Origin of the sequence: Streptomyces alboflavus, assembly GCF_000716675.1 — a bacterium.
In the GTDB taxonomy this organism is placed as follows: Bacteria; Actinomycetota; Actinomycetes; order Streptomycetales; family Streptomycetaceae; genus Streptomyces; species Streptomyces alboflavus.
On sequence record NZ_JNXT01000112.1, the window covers coordinates 1 to 15,963 of the forward strand.

12 protein-coding genes and 1 pseudogene are annotated in these 15,963 nt (G+C 74.2%); 6 read left to right on the forward strand and 7 right to left on the reverse strand.

The features are described from left to right. Nucleotides 1-350: 350 nt before the first annotated feature. Nucleotides 351-1,031, forward strand: coding sequence for a maleylpyruvate isomerase family mycothiol-dependent enzyme (locus tag OO63_RS40425; RefSeq protein ID WP_030363409.1), 681 nt, complete (start codon nt 351-353; stop codon nt 1,029-1,031). Nucleotides 1,032-1,076: 45 nt separating this feature from the next. Here the strand turns inward: OO63_RS40425 and OO63_RS40430 are convergent, their stop codons facing one another. Next, the gene (locus OO63_RS40430; RefSeq protein ID WP_030363408.1) at nt 1,077-2,048 is read right to left on the reverse strand and encodes a hypothetical protein; all 972 of its coding nucleotides are present in this window, start codon (nt 2,046-2,048) and stop codon (nt 1,077-1,079) included. Nucleotides 2,049-2,190: 142 nt separating this feature from the next. Here OO63_RS40430 and OO63_RS40435 point away from each other — a divergent pair, with 142 nt between their 5' ends. Then, nucleotides 2,191-4,470 (forward strand): heavy metal translocating P-type ATPase, encoded by a 2,280-nt coding sequence (locus OO63_RS40435; protein ID WP_030363407.1) that lies wholly within the window; start codon nt 2,191-2,193, stop codon nt 4,468-4,470. Between the two features lie 173 nt (nt 4,471-4,643). Beyond that, nucleotides 4,644-5,336: a copper homeostasis protein CutC gene (locus tag OO63_RS40440; protein ID WP_030363406.1), complete on the forward strand. Its 693-nt coding sequence runs from the start codon at nt 4,644-4,646 to the stop codon at nt 5,334-5,336. 1 nt (nt 5,337) lies between these two features. On the opposite strand, the gene OO63_RS40445 is transcribed toward OO63_RS40440, so the two are convergent. Then, nucleotides 5,338-7,479 carry a HelD family protein gene (locus OO63_RS40445; protein ID WP_051811774.1) on the reverse strand — a complete coding sequence of 714 codons (2,142 nt, stop codon included), beginning with the start codon at nt 7,477-7,479 and terminating at the stop codon, nt 5,338-5,340. Between the two features lie 404 nt (nt 7,480-7,883). Here OO63_RS40445 and OO63_RS40450 point away from each other — a divergent pair, with 404 nt between their 5' ends. Next, nucleotides 7,884-8,093, forward strand: coding sequence for a hypothetical protein (locus tag OO63_RS40450; RefSeq protein ID WP_030363404.1), 210 nt, complete (start codon nt 7,884-7,886; stop codon nt 8,091-8,093). A 50-nt stretch (nt 8,094-8,143) separates the two neighbouring features. On the opposite strand, the gene OO63_RS40455 is transcribed toward OO63_RS40450, so the two are convergent. Further along, a complete protein-coding gene (locus OO63_RS40455; RefSeq protein WP_030363403.1) occupies nt 8,144-9,787 on the reverse strand; it encodes a DNA repair helicase XPB in 1,644 nt (547 codons plus the stop codon). Nucleotides 9,788-9,948: 161 nt separating this feature from the next. Here OO63_RS40455 and OO63_RS40460 point away from each other — a divergent pair, with 161 nt between their 5' ends. Beyond that, nucleotides 9,949-10,152, forward strand: a complete 204-nt coding sequence (locus OO63_RS40460) for a hypothetical protein (protein ID WP_030363402.1) — start codon at nt 9,949-9,951, stop codon at nt 10,150-10,152. 71 nt (nt 10,153-10,223) lie between these two features. Here OO63_RS40460 and OO63_RS47665 read toward each other — a convergent pair whose 3' ends face one another. From OO63_RS47665 to OO63_RS40475, 4 genes are all read right to left on the reverse strand, one after another. Beyond that, on the reverse strand, nt 10,224-10,553 hold the full coding sequence (locus OO63_RS47665; RefSeq protein ID WP_346009359.1) for a hypothetical protein: 330 nt from the start codon (nt 10,551-10,553) through the stop codon (nt 10,224-10,226). Then, entirely contained in the window at nt 10,541-11,191 is a 651-nt protein-coding gene (locus OO63_RS41885; protein WP_346009360.1) for a hypothetical protein, read from the reverse strand. The genes OO63_RS47665 and OO63_RS41885 overlap by 13 nt, the downstream gene beginning before the upstream one ends. A gap of 95 nt (nt 11,192-11,286) precedes the next feature. After that, nucleotides 11,287-14,235 carry a helicase C-terminal domain-containing protein gene (locus tag OO63_RS40470; RefSeq protein ID WP_033264960.1) on the reverse strand — a complete coding sequence of 983 codons (2,949 nt, stop codon included), beginning with the start codon at nt 14,233-14,235 and terminating at the stop codon, nt 11,287-11,289. A gap of 117 nt (nt 14,236-14,352) precedes the next feature. Then, entirely contained in the window at nt 14,353-15,270 is a 918-nt protein-coding gene (locus OO63_RS40475; RefSeq protein ID WP_030363401.1) for a trypsin-like serine peptidase, read from the reverse strand. A gap of 248 nt (nt 15,271-15,518) precedes the next feature. On the opposite strand from OO63_RS40475, the pseudogene OO63_RS47300 reads away from it, so the two are divergent. Then, nucleotides 15,519-15,963, forward strand: a pseudogene (locus OO63_RS47300) (hypothetical protein); the annotation flags it as partial.

Sequence of the window (15,963 nt, forward strand, 5' to 3'; positions counted from 1 at the left end):
GATCGGGGGAGGACTGTCCCACCCGCCACGGGACACCCACCCCCGGGGTCCAGGGGCAGAGGCCCGGGGTTGGGGAAGGAGGGGGGGTGGGGGGGTGGGAGAGAGCCGGTCGGGTTTTTGAGGACGAGGCGCGGAGCGCCGATTCGGGGTGAGCCTTGCGGGGCTGAGGGTGCCGGGCTGTTGCTCGGCCCGGTGCAGGTTCGGGCGGGTGGGTGGGAGAGAGCCCGTCCGGCGTTTGAGGACGAGCGCGCAGCGCGATCGGGGGGCGGGCCCACGCGGGCCGGACGTGGGGTGGGGGAAAACGGGGCTGGACGTTGCCTTTCGGGGCAACGCCCGCTTGGCTGGCCGCCATGACGTACGACGACGCGAACACGCCCGACGAAGCGTACGAATCCGACCGCCCGGGCCGGCTCCTGCGCACGGAGCGGGACGCCCTCATCCCCCTCCTGCGCTCCGCCGCCGACGAGGCGTTCGCGGCCCCCACCTGCTGCCCCGGCTGGTCGGTCCGCGACGTCCTCGCGCACTGCTCGGCCGCCCTGAGCCGAGTGATCGAGAGCCGCTTCGAGGAGGGGGTGTTCACCGCCGAGGGCAACGACCGGGACATCGCGGAACGCGCGCACTGGCCCACCTCCCGCATCGTGGACGAGCTGGAGCACGGCATGACGAACGCGGGCGCGGCCATCGCCGCGTCGAAGGGCCTGTTCGACGGCGTGGCGCTGGGCGAGTGGGTGCACGCGGGCGACGTACGGGACGCGTGGGGCCTGCCGGGCGCGTACGGCGGTGACGGCCTCGTCGACGCGCTGCCGCTGCTCGCCGCGTTCAGCAAGAAGTCCTCGGCCCCGCCCCTGCACGCGGACATCGACGGCTTCGACGAGCCGCTGATCCTGGGCGTCACGGACGGCAGCCGCCCTCCGGCCCGGTACATCGGGGACGCCCCGACGCTGGTGCGGCTGTACGCGGGCCGCCCCCTGTCCGACTCGAAGTTCGAGCTGGCGGGGGCGACGCAGGAGGAGTTGAGCATCTTCAGCTGAGGGCCGACGGGCCGACAGGGTCGGCAAGCACGGTGGCGGGGCGCCTCAGTGACCGTGGGGCGCCTCCGTCCCGCCCCCCGCCTCGTGCGGCCCCCCGCCCGCCCGCACCGTGAACGCCGCCGTCCGCACCACGCCCTCGTGCCGGAAGTCCAGGAACAGGCGGTACGCCCCCGCGCTCGGCGCCGTCGCGGTGAACGACACCTCGGGCCCGGGCTTCGTCGCGCCGTCGCCCGGTTCGCCGTTCGGGTGGACGTGCAGGTAGGCGAGGTCACCGGCCCGCAGGGCGACGAGGTGGCCGTAGGCGCCGAGGTAGGGCTGGAGGTCGGTGACGGGACGGCCGTCGCGGGTGACGCGGAGGGTCACCTCGCGGGGCTTGCCGGGGGTGAGCCCGCCGGTCAGGCGCACTTCGTACCCGTCGGGGGCCTTGGCCGTCGCGGTCACGGGCGGCAGCTTCCCGGGGGCGTACGGGCCGGTCACGGCCAGGTCCGTGCCGAGGGTGACCTTCTGCCCGGCGCCCCGGGGCGTGAAGTCCGCGAAGACGCGGTAGTCCCCGGCCTTCGGCAGCTTCGCCGGGACCGACCAGGTGCCGTCGGCGATGGGGGTACCTCCCTGCTCCTTAAGAGCTTGGGGGAGCGTGGGATGCAGATGGCGGAAGGTCGTCAGGTCCCGTGAGGCGAGGATCAGGTGCAGCTCCTTGCCGTGGTCCTTCTCGTACGTCTTCAGGGGCGCCCCCGAGGACTCCTTCCGGACGGTGAAGCGCAGGTCGGCGCGCTCGCCCGCCTTCGCGCGGGGCGTCTTGAGGTCGAGCGCGTACCCGTGGGCGGAGACCTGGAGTCCGGCCGGAGCGGCGGCCTTCTTCGCGGCGCCCTGCTCGGCGTGCCCGCCGCCGTGGTCCTTCTTCTCGCTGTGCGCCACCGGCTTGCTCACGGTGTCGACGTTCGTGCCCACGGCGTACGCGGCGCCGAACGCCGCCGCGACCGCTGTGGCGTACGCGGTGATCCGCAGTCCTGTATTCATGAGGACGACGATACCCCCTGGGGGTATCAAGTCAAGCCCGGTTCTTCCCCGGGGTCTGCTTGCGTTCTGATACCCCCCAGGGGTATACATGGACTCGTAAGGCGATACCGACCCGGGGTACCCGGTACGAGGAGTAGCTGGCATGTCCACCACTGAGACAGCGCGGACCGCGCAGACTGAGCTCGCCATCGGCGGCATGACCTGCGCCTCCTGCGCCGCCCGCATCGAGAAGAAGCTGAACCGCATGGACGGTGTCGAGGCGACCGTCAACTACGCCACCGAGAAGGCCAAGGTCACCTACAACGGCGACGACGTCGCCGTGGCCGACCTGATCGCCACCGTCGAGGCCACGGGCTACACCGCCAAGGAGCCCGCCCCGCCGGCCACGGAGCCCGGCGGGGGAGCGGCGGGCGGGGCGGACGGCGAAGACGCCGACGCCGCCGCGCTGCGGCCCCTGCGGGAGCGGCTGATCACCGCCGTCGTGCTCTCCGTGCCCGTGATCGCGATGGCGATGGTCCCGGCGCTCCAGTTCGAGTACTGGCAGTGGCTGTCCCTGACGCTCGCGGCGCCCGTCGTCACGTACGCCGCCTGGCCCTTCCACAAGGCGGCCGTCACCAACGCCCGGCACGGCGCGGCCACCATGGACACGCTGATATCGGTCGGTACGTCGGCGGCGTTCCTGTGGTCGCTCTGGGCGCTGTTCTTCGGCTCCGCGGGGATGCCCGGCATGACGCACGCCTTCGAGCTGACCATCGAGCGCAGCGACGGCGCCGCGAACATCTACCTGGAGGCCGCGGCCGGGGTCACCGCCTTCATCCTCGCCGGGCGGTACTTCGAGGCCCGCTCGAAGCGGAAGGCGGGCGCTGCCCTCAAGGCGCTGCTCGAACTGGGCGCCAAGGACGTCACGGTCGTACGGGACGGGCGCGAGGAGACCGTTCCGGTGAGCGAGCTCAAGGCCGGTGACCACTTCCTCGTCCGGCCCGGCGAGAAGATCGCCACCGACGGGCGCGTCGTCGAGGGCTCGTCCGCCGTCGACGCCTCCATGCTCACCGGCGAGTCCGTGCCCGTGGAGGTCGCCCCCGGCGACGCCGTCACCGGCGCCACCCTGAACGTCGGCGGCCGCCTCGTCGTCGAGGCCACCCGCGTCGGCGCCGACACCCAGCTCGCCCGGATGGCGCGGCTCGTCGAGGACGCGCAGAACGGCAAGGCCGCCGCCCAGCGGCTCGCCGACCGCATCTCGGGCGTCTTCGTGCCCGTCGTCATCGCGCTCGCCGTCGCCACGCTCGGCTTCTGGCTCGGCAACGGCGCGGGGCTCACCGCCGCGTTCACGGCCGCCGTCGCCGTACTGATCATCGCCTGCCCGTGCGCCCTGGGCCTCGCCACGCCGACCGCGCTCATGGTCGGCACCGGGCGCGGCGCCCAGCTCGGCATCCTGATCAAGGGCCCGGAGGTCCTGGAGTCCACGCGGCGCGTCGACACGATCGTCCTGGACAAGACCGGCACGGTCACCACGGGCCGGATGACCCTGCTCGCCACGCACGTGGCCGAGGGCGCGGATGAGGGTGAAGTCCTGCGCCTCGCAGGCGCGTTGGAGCACGCGTCGGAGCACCCGATCGCCCAGGCCGTCGCGGCGGGCGCCACCGAGCGCGTCGGAGCGCTGCCCGCGCCGGAGGACTTCGCGAACGTCCCCGGGCTCGGGGTGCAGGGGATCGTCGACGGGCACGCGGTCCTGGTGGGCCGGGAGCAGTTGCTGGCCGAGTGGGCCATGGAGCTGCCCGCCGGGCTGAAGCGGGCCAAGGACGAGGCCGAGAAGGCCGGGCGTACGGCCATCGCGGTCGCCTGGGACGGCGAGGCGCGGGCCGTCCTCGAAGTCGCCGACGCCGTGAAGGAGACCAGCCCGGAGGCCATCCGCCGCCTGCGTGAACTCGGACTCACGCCGATCCTGCTCACCGGCGACAACGCGGCCGTCGCGGCCTCCGTCGCCGCCGAGGTCGGCATCGCGCCCGAGCACGTCATCGCCGAGGTGCTTCCGCAGGACAAGGTCGACGTGGTCAAGCGGCTCCAGGGCGAGGGGCGTTCGGTCGCCATGGTCGGCGACGGCGTCAACGACGCGGCGGCGCTCGCGCAGGCCGACCTCGGGCTCGCCATGGGCACGGGTACGGACGCGGCCATCGAGGCGGGCGACCTCACCCTCGTCCGCGGCGACCTGCGGGCCGCGGCCGACGCCATCCGGCTCTCGCGCCGCACCCTCGGCACCATCAAGTCCAACCTGTTCTGGGCCTTCGCCTACAACGTCGGCGCGCTGCCGCTGGCCGCGGCGGGCCTCCTGAACCCGATGATCGCCGGTGCCGCCATGGCCTTCTCGTCGGTCTTCGTGGTCGGCAACAGCCTGCGGCTGCGCGGGTTCAAGCCGCTGAGCTGACCCTGCTGTGGCCTGATCAACTCGGTGCGTGGCCTGATCACCCCGGTGCGATGCGATGCGCGCCGGGGTGATCTGCGCGTACCCTGGTAATTGGACTAGACCTGTGTTTCTGTAGTCGGCGCTCCGCACGACGCAAGACCACAGCCGGCCCCGACTCCAGAAGGAAGACATCCATGAGCAAGCGCGCGCTCCTGGAGGTGATCGCCCTCGACGCCGAGGACGCGGTCGCCGCCCAGGCCGGAGGTGCGGACCGCCTAGAGCTGGTCACCGACATGGCCGCGGACGGGCTCACGCCGTCCGTCGCGACCTTCACGGAGATCCGCTCCCGCGTCGACATCGCGCTGCGCGTCATGCTGCGGCTCGCCGACGGGTTCGCCGCCGGGGACGTGGACGCGCTGGCGCGGCGGGCGCGGGAGTTGCGGGACGCGGGGGCCGACGAGTTCGTCATCGGGTTCCTCGACGAGGCGGGCGGGGCGGACGTCGCCGCCGTCGACGCGGTCGTGGAGGCCATCGACGGGTGCCGGTGGACGTTCCACCGGGCCATCGACCGGGCCGCCGACCGGGACGCCCTGCGCAAGCAGCTCGCCGACCTGCCCGGGCTCGACACCTACCTCACCGCGGGTGCCGCCGCCGGGGTCGACGAGGGCCTGCCCACCCTCCTCGCCGAGGCCGCGCGCTCCGGGGAGCCGGGGTACGAGCCCCGCATCCTCGTCGGCGGCGGCCTCCGCCTCGACCACGTCCCGCAGCTCCGCGCGGCGGGGCTCGACGCCTTCCACATCGGCGGTGCGGCCCGGCCCGACGGCTGGGACGCACCGGTCTCCGCCGACGCGGTCGCCGTGTGGCGGCGCACCCTGGACTCCGCCTGACCTAGGCCCCGGCCCCGGCCCCGCCCGCAAGGACCTCCGGCAGCGGCGCCGAACGCAGCACCTCCGGCAGCGGCGCCGAATGCAGCACTGTCAGGCCCGACACCGCTCGCGTCAGCGCCACGTACAGGCGCCGCAGGCCGGTGCGTTCGTCGGGTTCGGCGGCCACCACCGCCGCGGGCTCGTCCAGGACCACGTAGTCGTACTCGAGGCCCTTGGCCAGGGACGCGGGGACGAGGGTGAGGCGGGTGTCGGGGGTGGTCTCCTCGCCGGGGGCCAGGTAGGTGACACCGGCCGCGGCGAGCGCCGCCGCGAGGGCGGGGACGCGGTGGTCGGCGGCGATCAGGCCGATGGAGCCCTCCTGGCGGAGCGACTCGGCGCAGGCGGCGAGGGCGGCCGCGTCGAGGTCGTCGACGTGGCGCACGGACAGCGAGCCGGGGGCCTCGCGGACCGAGCTGACCTCCGCGAGGCCGGGCGCGATGGCGGGCAGCAGCCGCGAGGCGTACGCGATCACCTCGCGCGGTACGCGAAAACCGGCCGTCAGCTCCTCCACCACGGCGTCGGACTTGCCCAGGTGCGCCAGTGCCTCGCCCCAACTCGGCGTCGCCCACGGCGTGGTGCCCTGCGCGAGGTCGCCGAGCACGGTCACGGACCCGGTGGTGCAGCGCCGCCCGACGGCGCGGTACTGCATCGGGGACAGGTCCTGCGCCTCGTCGAGGACGACATGGCCGAGCGAGTGCGTACGGGCCACCAGGTCCGCCGCCTCGTCGATCAACACCGCGTCCGCCGCCGACCACTTGGCGCTCTTCGGCGTGCGCGGCGCCTTCGCCCACAGCACCGCCTTCTGCTCCGCCTCCGAGAGCAGCCCCTCGGCGTGCTCCGCCAGGAACTCCGCGTCGCCGAGCAGCCGCAGCACCAGCCGCGCCGGATCGACCTGCGGCCACACCGCCTTGACGGCCGCCTTCACCGCCGCGTTGCGCGCCACCGCGTCCTGCACCCGGTCGTCCGGCGCCTCCCCGGACCGCTCCATCTGCACGAGCACGGCGTGCGCGAGGCGCTGCGGCAGGGCCTCGCGCGCGGCCCCGTACCGCATGTCGCGCGCCAGCAACTCCCTTACGATCTCCTCGAATTCGTACACCGGTACCCGCCACCGCCGCGATCCGCGCACCACCACGATCGCCTCCTGCGGCATCGTGACGTGCGACCGCAGCGCCCGCCGCAGCACCTCCGCCATCCGCGCGTCGCCCTTCACCAGGGCGGCGTCCGGCTCGTCCGTGCCGCGCACCTCGACGTGCGCGACGAGGTCGGCGACCGTCGCCTGGCGCACCTCCAACTCGCCGAGCGCGGGCAGGACCTGCTCGATGTAGTGCAGGAAGGAGCGGTTCGGCCCGATGACCAGGGTGCCGGTGCGGGCGAGCCGCTCCCGGTGGGCGTACAGGAGGTAGGCGACCCGGTGCAGGCCGACCGCCGTCTTCCCGGTGCCGGGCCCGCCCTGCACGCACACGGACCCGCCGAGGCCGCCGCGCACGATCTCGTCCTGCTCCGGCTGGATCGTCGCGACGATGTCCCGCATCGGGCCGACGCGCGGCCGCTCGATCTCCTCCTGGAGCAGCTTGCTGACCTGCTCGGCCTCGGTGGCGTCCGTCAGATGCTCGTCCTCGTACGCCGTGAGGTCACCGCCGGTGTAACCGAACCGGCGGCGCAGCCCGACGTCCTGCGGGTCCTTCTTCGACGCGCGGTAGAACGGCTGCGAGACGGGCGCGCGCCAGTCGATGACCATCGGGTCGCCGTCGGCGTCGTGCACATGCCGCCGCCCGATGTAGAACTGCCCGCCCGTCTCCCGCCCCCGCCCTTGCGCGGAAGTCGCTGCGCTCCCCTTCTGAACTTCCGCGCCCTCGGCCTGGTCCGCCCCGGGCGCGTGCAGGAAGTCGAGGCGGCCGAAGAACAGCGGCGTGTGCGAGAGGTCGGCCAGGGCCTTGATGCGCTCGTCGATCTGGCCCTGGAGGACCTGGGCGTTCACCCAGTTCGTCGTCACGTCCCGGATGTCCAGGGACTCGACGTCCTCGCGCATGGCGCGCAGCGCGGCACGGGACGCGGCCAGGTGCGCCTGTTCACGGGCAAGGGGGTCTGAGGGCGCGGCGTTCACTTCGGTGGCCTCCGGCGGCGGGTGCGGGGTGTGCTCGGTGCGTGGCTCGGGGCCGCCGGTTTCCGGCCGGGCGGCGGCGCTCCGCTGGGCGGGAGGCGGGAAGGGGGAATCTTAGTTACGGGGATGGGGCGGGCCAAACGGTTTTTCCGCGGGGCGGGCGGCGGGGCGCCGGGGTGCGGGTCCCGGGTGCGCCCCTGGAGCGGCCGGGGGCGGCAAACCCTGACGCACCCCCGAGAAAACCCTGAGGGCCGTAGTCCCCGCGTGTCCCTCCCGAGGCGTACGGGCAGACCCCCGCTGGTCCTACCGGCGGAGGCCGCCCACGGGCCCCGAGTCCTACCGGCGGACGCCGACGTTTACCCCCGCAGGCCGATGTGCGCGCGGCCCCCGGAACCGACCATGGATACATGAGCAGCGCAACCTTCACCCCCGCGTCCCTGTCCGCCCCGAAGCTCCCCGGCCCCCGCTCCGCCCCCGGCGCGACGGCCCTCTCCGACACCCACCGCCCGCACCGCCTCGGCGCCACCCTGCGCGCCGCGAAGGTCTTCGTCACGGCCGCGTTCGGCGTGACCGTGCTCGGGGAGTACGCGGAGGAGGCGGGCGTCCGCCGCCGCTAGTTCCCGCCCGTCCGGCAGCCACCGAGCAGCTGCCGTAGAACCCCGCGGGCCTACTCCTCCGCCAGCACCGAATCCGCGTCCAGAATCCGGTACGCGTACCCCTGCTCCGCCAGGAACCGCTGCCGATGAGCGGCGAAGTCCTGGTCGATGGTGTCCCGGGCGACGACGGAGTAGAAGCGGGCCTCGTGCCCGTCGGCCTTGGGCCGAAGCACCCGGCCGAGCCGCTGTGCCTCCTCCTGCCGGGACCCGAACGTCCCGGACACCTGGATGGCGACCGTCGCCTCCGGCAGGTCGATCGAGAAGTTGGCGACCTTGGAGACGACGAGCACGGAGATCTCGCCCTCCCGGAACGCGTCGAAGAGCTTCTCGCGCTGGGCGTTGGTGGTCTCGCCCTTGATGACGGGCGCGTCCAGATGCTCACCCAGCTCGTCGAGCTGGTCGATGTACTGCCCGATGACCAGCGTCTGCTGCCCCTGATGCTTGCGCACCAGCGCCTCGGTGACCTTCCGCTTGGTCGCGGTGGTCGCACAGAACCGGTACTTCTCCTCGGCCTCGGCGGTGGCGTACGCGAGCCGCTCGCTGTCCGTGAGGTTGACGCGCACCTCGACGCAGTCGGCGGGAGCGATGTAGCCCTGCGCCTCGATCTCCTTCCAGGGCGCGTCGAACCGCTTGGGCCCGATGAGCGAGAAGACATCCGACTCGCGCCCGTCCTCACGGACGAGGGTCGCGGTGAGCCCCAGCCGCCGCCGCGCCTGCAGATCGGCGGTGAACTTGAAGACGGGCGCGGGCAGCAGATGCACCTCGTCGTAGACGATGAGCCCCCAGTCCCGGGAGTCGAAGAGCTCCAGATGCGGATAGACGCCCTTCCGCCTGGTCGTAAGCACCTGATACGTGGCGATGGTGACGGGCCGGATCTCCTTCTTCGTCCCGCTGTACTCCCCGATCTCGTCCTCGGTGAGGGAGGTCCGCTTGACCAGCTCGTGCTTCCACTGCCGGGCGGAGACGGTGTTCGTGACGAGGATGAGGGTCGTGGCCTTGGCCTCGGCCATGGCACCGGCCCCGACGAGCGTCTTGCCGGCGCCGCAGGGCAGCACGACGACGCCGCTGCCGCCGTGCCAGAAGCCCTCGACGGCCTGGCGCTGGTAGGGGCGCAGCGCCCAGCCGTCCTCGCGCAGGTCGATCTTGTGGGCCTCGCCGTCGACGTACCCGGCGAGGTCCTCGGCGGGCCAGCCCAGCTTGAGGAGGGTCTGCTTGATCTGGCCGCGCTCGGAGGGGTGCACGGCGACGGTGTCGGGGTCGATCCGCGCCCCGACGAGCGGCTGCACCTTCTTCGACCGCAGGATCTCCTCCAGGACCGGCCGGTCGGTGGAGGTCAGGACAAGGCCGTGCACGGGGTGCTTGCTGAGCGTGAGGCGCCCGTACCGCGCCATGGTCTCGGCCACGTCCACGAGCAGGGCGTGCGGCACGGGATACCGCGAGAACTCGACGAGGGCGTCCACGACCTGCTCGGCGTCGTGCCCGGCGGCCCGCGCGTTCCACAGGCCGAGCGGAGTGACGCGGTACGTGTGGATGTGCTCGGGCGCGCGCTCCAGCTCCGCGAACGGGGCGATCGCGCGGCGGCAGGCGTCGGCCTGGTCGTGGTCGACCTCGAGAAGCAGAGTCTTGTCCGACTGGACGATGAGCGGTCCGTTCACCGGGGGGTGCCCTTTCGCTAGGCCAAACATCCAGTGTGCCGCATCGCCGCGCGGACGGCGGCGGGCCGCCGTAGCGCCTGAGTACGAGTACGCGGGTGCGGGGCCGTCGTCTGAGTACCCGCACGGTGCCGCGCCCGCGCCCGGGCGGCTTGCCTTGACCCATGACCAGCCACCCCGCACCGCCCGACCGCCCCCACTGGTACGCGCCCCCGGCTCCCCGAAGCCCGCGGCGCACCCTCGCCCTCGCGGCGGCGCTGACCGCGGCCCTGGCGACGGCTGCGGCCCTCCTGGCGGAGCCGATCCTTGAGGCGCTCGGCGTGGCGGTGTTCCTGGTCCTGCTGCTGACGGGGAACGCGTCGTCCTGACCACGCGCGGCGGCCCGGGACCAGTCCTGGTCCCGGGCCGCCGTACGGAGGGCATTCCTGGTGGGCGTCGCTCAGCTCGCGTCGGAGGTGTCCGTCGAGGGGGCGGAGGCCGGTCCGAAGAGGCCCTCCACCGTCGTGACGGTGAGCGCCTTGTCGAACCAGAGGCTGAGGGTGTAGGGGTCGGTGCAGGCGGTGATGCGTTCCCGGACGTCCTCGGGAACGTGGATGCCGCGCATCTCCAGGGCCCGCAGGATCAGTGAGACGCGAGCCTCGACCCTGCCCTCGGCCCTGCCCTTGGCCTCGCCTTCGGCCCTGCCCTCGGCCTTGCCTTCGGCCTTGCCGTCGAGGTAGGCCGTCTCGCGGACCGTGCCGCGCCCGGGGAAGTAGCTCACGAAGCCCATGATGTCCCTCCATTTGTCTCCGGCTGCGGTGTCCCGCAGGTTGATGTCCAGGAACTCGTAGAAGTAGTCGGCTGCCTCCGCGTCCTGCTGTTGAAGGCTGCGGCCGAGTGCTTCCAGTATGGCGTCGATGTTGCGGCTGCGGGCGTGTGCCAGCGCGGAGAAGGCCGCCATCGCGGGTTCTCCGCCGCCGTCCGCTGATCGGTGATCACCGGCAGGTTGTCGGGACCGACGACCAGCGGGTGGGTGCGCTGAGTGGTCCAGCCCCGGACTCCGCAGTCGAAGGGACCGGCCGCCCACTTGGCCGTGGCCTGGTCCTGGCAGACCACGAGCAGCAGCACCGGCAGGCGGTACTTGGCCCGGAGGTGGGCGACGTAGTAAGGCCAGCTCGACTCCTTGTCGGGTTTTCTCGCTCCCTGTGCCTCGACGGCGAGCAGGAAGTCGTCTCCGTCGGACGGGCCGATGCGCAGCACGGTGTCGATGCGGCGCTCCAGCGGCTTGGTCTCCGTCACATCAGGGGTGAGCGCGTCCAGGGTCGCCTTCTCGGGGAAGGGAACGCCCAGGACGCGGAAGACGGGGGCGAGGATCTCCGGCCGCTCCTGGAAGATGCGGTGTAAGCCCTCGTGGGATGAACTGACCATGGGAGCAACCCTGTTGGATCACGTGCTGGTGTGTCCGGCGGTCCGGGACGCGTTCACTCTTTCGAGAGTCCCGGACGTGTGCGGGTCAGGGTCCGTCAGTCGTCCGCCAGTTCCGCGACCCCCGTGACCCGGTGCAGGGGATACGTGCGGATCTCGTCGGCCGTGTGGTCGTAGGCCGTGACGAAGCCGCCCTCGACGCGGACGGGGGCGATGACGCGCTGGCTGGCGGCGCCCTCGGCGTTGACGTAGCCGATCCAGAGGGTCTCGCCGGTGAGGACGGCGGCCTGCATGGTGGCGAGGGTCTCGGCGGGGGTGGTGCGGGGGAGCTCGCCGGTGCCGGGGGTGCCAGGGGTCGCGGTCTTGCGGGGGGCCGTGGAGGCCAGGTCGCCGGCGCGGATGGCGCGTACGGCGGCGTCGATGAGGGTGGTGTCGGGCAGCGGCGGGCCGTCGGGGACGGGCTCCGGCGGGGTGCGCGGCGGGGTGCGGTGGCTGTGCGCGCGGGTGATGAGGACGTCGCCCTCGGCGCTCTCGGCGGACGGGGCGAAGCCGAGGGAGCGCAGTCCTTCGAGGAGCGCCGCCGGGTCGGCCTGGGTGGCGAGGACGGTCGGCGCGAGGCGGCGCAGGCGCAGGCCCTGGGCGCGCTTGTCGGCGAGGATCTCGTTGAGGACGCCCTCGTCGTCGCAGCGCACGTACGCCGACGCGGCGCCGATGCGCAGGTGGCCGTGTTTCCGTGCGACGTCGTCGATCAGGTACGTCAGCGGCTGCGGGACCGGCGTACGGGAGTGCGCGGCGAGAAAGGCGTGCAGGTCGGACGCGCTCTGTCCGGCGTCGAGCGCGCGGCGTACGGAGCCGGGCGTGAAGCGGTACACGGTCGCTCCGCCCTTCGACTCGACGTCGGCGAGCACGGTCAGCGCGTCGGCGAGCGGCCGCTGCAACGGCCCCGGCGCGACCGCGGTGAGGTCGGCCTGGAGGAGCACGTGGTCGAGGGGTTCGGGGAGGAGGGGGGCGAGGAGCCGCGCGGCTTCCGCCTCGCGTGCTTTCGCCCCGCCGTGCGGTCCAGTGCGACCGGCCCCGGCCCTGCCGAGAGCTCCGCGCTGCCCGGCCCCGGCCCCCGCCCGGCTTCCTGGCTCAGGCTGCCCCGCCCCGGCCTCCGCTTCACCCTGCGGCCCGGGCTCCCCGGCCTTGATTCCGGCCCCGGCCCCCACCCGGCCCCGCGGCCCAGGCTGCGCGCCCCCCGCCCTCGCCCCGCCCTGCGGCGCGGGCTGCCCGCCATCGGCCTCCGTTTCGCCCTGCGGCCCAGGCTGCGCGCCTCCCGTCCTCGCCCCGCCCCGTGGCCCGGGCTGCCCGCCATCGGCCTCCGTTTCGCCCTGCGGCCCAGGCTGCGCGCCCCCCGCCCCCGCCCCGCCTCGAGGCGCGGGCTGACCGCCATCGGCCTCCGCTTCGCCCTGCGGCCCAGGGTGAACGGGTGGGTGGGTGGGACGACCGCCCCGGGGCGGGGGGGGGGGGGGGGGGGGGGGCGCGGGGGGGGGGGGGGTCCGGGGGCCCCGGGGCACACCGAGGAGTTCCGCCTCGGTCAGGGTCCAGGTGGCCAGGCGTGACCGCAGGTCGGACGCGCCCGCGCCAGGCGGTCGTTCCCAGCGGAGGCGGGCCAGGAGGGACTCGGGGGCGGGGGCGGAACCCTCGGGGAGCTCCGTTAGGAGCGTCAGGACGCGGTGGCGCACCTCGGGCGCGGCGGAGCGGTCCAGGCCGGGGCCGAGCGCGGACAGGGTCCGGTCCTTGGAGTCGCGGCCGCCGACCAGTCCCGCCGTACGGGTCGCGGCGAGCCACGCTGCGGCGAGGCCCGCCCACCGCTCGGCGGCGGGCAGCTCCTGCCACGTGTCGTACGCGGGCGTCGCCGCGTACCGCTCGTCGGCCTCGCCGTCCGCCGCGAGGAGCCCGGCGGCGTACGCGAGTTCCACCCAGAACGCGGCCTGCGGCTCCGGCACGTCGAGGGCCACCGCAGTCCGCTTCAGGTCGCGCACGCTCAGGCCGCCCGCCCGCAGCACCGCGGGCCCGCCCTCGTCCCAGTCCTTGAGGAGTTCCTCGACGGTCGCGAGCGCCATGTGCGCCTGGCCCGCCGCGGTCGCGTCCACAACCTGTGGACGGTGCTCGCGCGCGGCCTCCACGGGCGGGGCGGCCGCCTCCAGGACGCGGTGGGCGCGCCCGCCGCGCAGATGCAGGGCCGCCTCCCGGGGCAGTACGACCGTGCCCGGCGCGGTCGGCAGGAGCAGCCCCCGGTCGATCAGCCAGCGCAGGTGCGCCGCCGGTTCGGCGGTGACCTGGCCGTACGGCGGCCCCCACACGAGCCGTGACAGGACCTCCACGGACTCGGCGGGCGCCTCGTCCAGGAGCGCCGCCATCCGCGTACGGTCGGTGAACAGCGCCGTCAGCGCCCCCACGGCCGACACCGCGTCGTGCGTGGCGGCCAGCCCCGCCGCCGCGACCAGGCTCTGCACCCGCCCCGGCGACATCCCCGCCATCGCCTCCGCGACGGTCGGCCCGAGCCCCGTGGGGGAGGGCCGCTGCGGGGTCGGCGCGAGGAGTTCGCGGGCGGTGCGGACCAGGCGGAGCCGGTCGTCGCCGCCCCAGACCAGGGCCTGCCCGCGCAGGGTGGCGAGCGCGCGGTCGAGGGCATCCCGCACCTCGGCGGCATCGGCGGCATCGGCGGCATCGGCAGCGTCGGCGGCCTCGGCGGCTGCGCCCTCGGCCCGCGCCGCGTCGCCCCCGCCGGTGCCGTCGCCCGCCAAAAGACCGAGGAGTTCCCCGTACGTCGCTGGGTCCCCCGCCACCGCCAGCGCCTCCGCGACCTGCTGCGCGAACCGGTCGAGCCGTTCGAGCGCGCGCACGACGGACGCCCGCGTGCCCGCGCGCGTCGCGAGCTGCGTCAGGTCGTTCGGGACCGGCGTCAGGAGATCCGGCCGGGTCCGCAACAACGCGACCATGGCCGCGTCGTCGCTCGCCCGGAGGGCTTCCGCCAGGGAACGGGGGGCGTCCGGGGTGCTCATCCTCGCCACGGTAGCGGGTCGCCCGCCGGGCCGGGCCGGGGCGGGCGCCCGCGCCGCGCGGGGCGGACCGCACCCGCGCGGCCCGGGGACCGGCGCGGGCGCCCTCGCCCACCCCCGTCAGGCGTTCTGCGCCCGCTCGTACACCTTCTTCGCCAGGCTCCCGAACACCTCGCCGTACATCTTGGTCGGCTCCAGGGAGTCGAGCGCGCTGTTGACCGAGATCAGGGTGCCCCGGCCGGTGCTCGCGTCGAAGTCGGCGAACCAGGGGCCGCCGCTGGAACCGCCGGACATGTCGCAGGGGATGACCTGCGTGCCGTGCTCCTTCTTCGCCGTACCGACGCAGCGCAGCAGGGACTCGCCGCGCTGCGGGCGGGTCGCGGAGTAGCCGAGGGCGGAGACGGTGCCGCCGACGGGGCGGTCGAAGGCGACGGCGCGGGCGCCCACGACGTCGGTGAGCTTCTTGCCGTTCTTGTCGGGGGCGACGACCAGCGTGGCCATGTCGTCGGTGGAGTCCGTCTCCCAGGCGCGCGGGGTGATGGCCTGACGGACCGGGAACACGCCGTGGGGCGCCTTGCCCTTGTGGTAGCCGGGGACGAACACCATGTCGATGTTGGTGTTCACGGGGGAGGAGCCGCGGCGCACGCAGTGGGCGGCCGTCATCACGGCGGAGCGGTTGGCGCTCTTCACGGCGGTGGCCGTGCACCAGGTGTCGGCGCCGCCGGAGTTGACGAAGAACAGGCGGCCCACGGTCTTCAGCTTGGGGCCCTGCCACGGCTTGGCCTTCGGTCCTGACGGGCCGAGGTCCACGGACCGGCCGACGGCCTTCATCCGGGCGGGCGTCCAGTACGCGAGGGCGTCCTTGCGCTCCGCGGCCGTGAACTTCAGCGCGGAGGCCGGGTCGGCGGCGGCATCCGCCTGACCGGCCGCACCGGTCACCACGACGGGGGCGGCGACGGCCAGGGCCGCACCGGCCACGGCGAGTCCCAGGGCGCGGCCACGGAGGCGCCGGAACAGGGAAGGGGACGTGGCGGTCATGGCGGGGGTCTCCTCGGCTCGGTGCGGGCGGCGGTGTGCGGCACCACGGGTGGCGGTGTGCGGCACGCGGTGTCGAACTGCCCTACAAGAACGGGGGACACGTGTGTTCGGTTGGCGCTGTCGACGTTCTGTGACAGAAGGGGGACGTCGAGTGCGGCGCGGCCAGCGCGGGGGCAGGGGCGCCGGGCGCCGCGGATCACGGTAACGTCGAGGTCGGGCCACAACACCGCAGCCCCGGAGGGAACTTCGTGGGGATCGAGAGCGACCAGCTCGTCTTCGACTACCTGAGCCGCGTCGGCGACGTGGCCCAGCAGCGCCAACTGCCGTCCGGCACCCGGATGCGGCTCGTCTCCGGGCTGCGCGGCGAGATCGACCGCCGCCGCGCGGGCGCCGCCGACAGCCCCGCCGCGATCCGCCGCATCCTGGACGGCCTCGGCACCCCCGACGAACTGGTCGAAGCGGCGGCCGACCACCCCGACGACATCAGCGCCGCCATCCCCGAACAGCGCGCGGAACCCCAGACGAGCCGCCTGCGCCGCGTCGTCCCCCGGCCCCGCCTGCGCCCGTCGGCGACGGACCGCCCCGCGGCCACGGAGAACCCCGCACGCCCCGCACCCGAACCCCCGGCGGGCGAGCGCCCGTCCCGCCCCGCCCGCCCCACGAAGGACCGCTCGGCCAAGGACCGCCCGACCC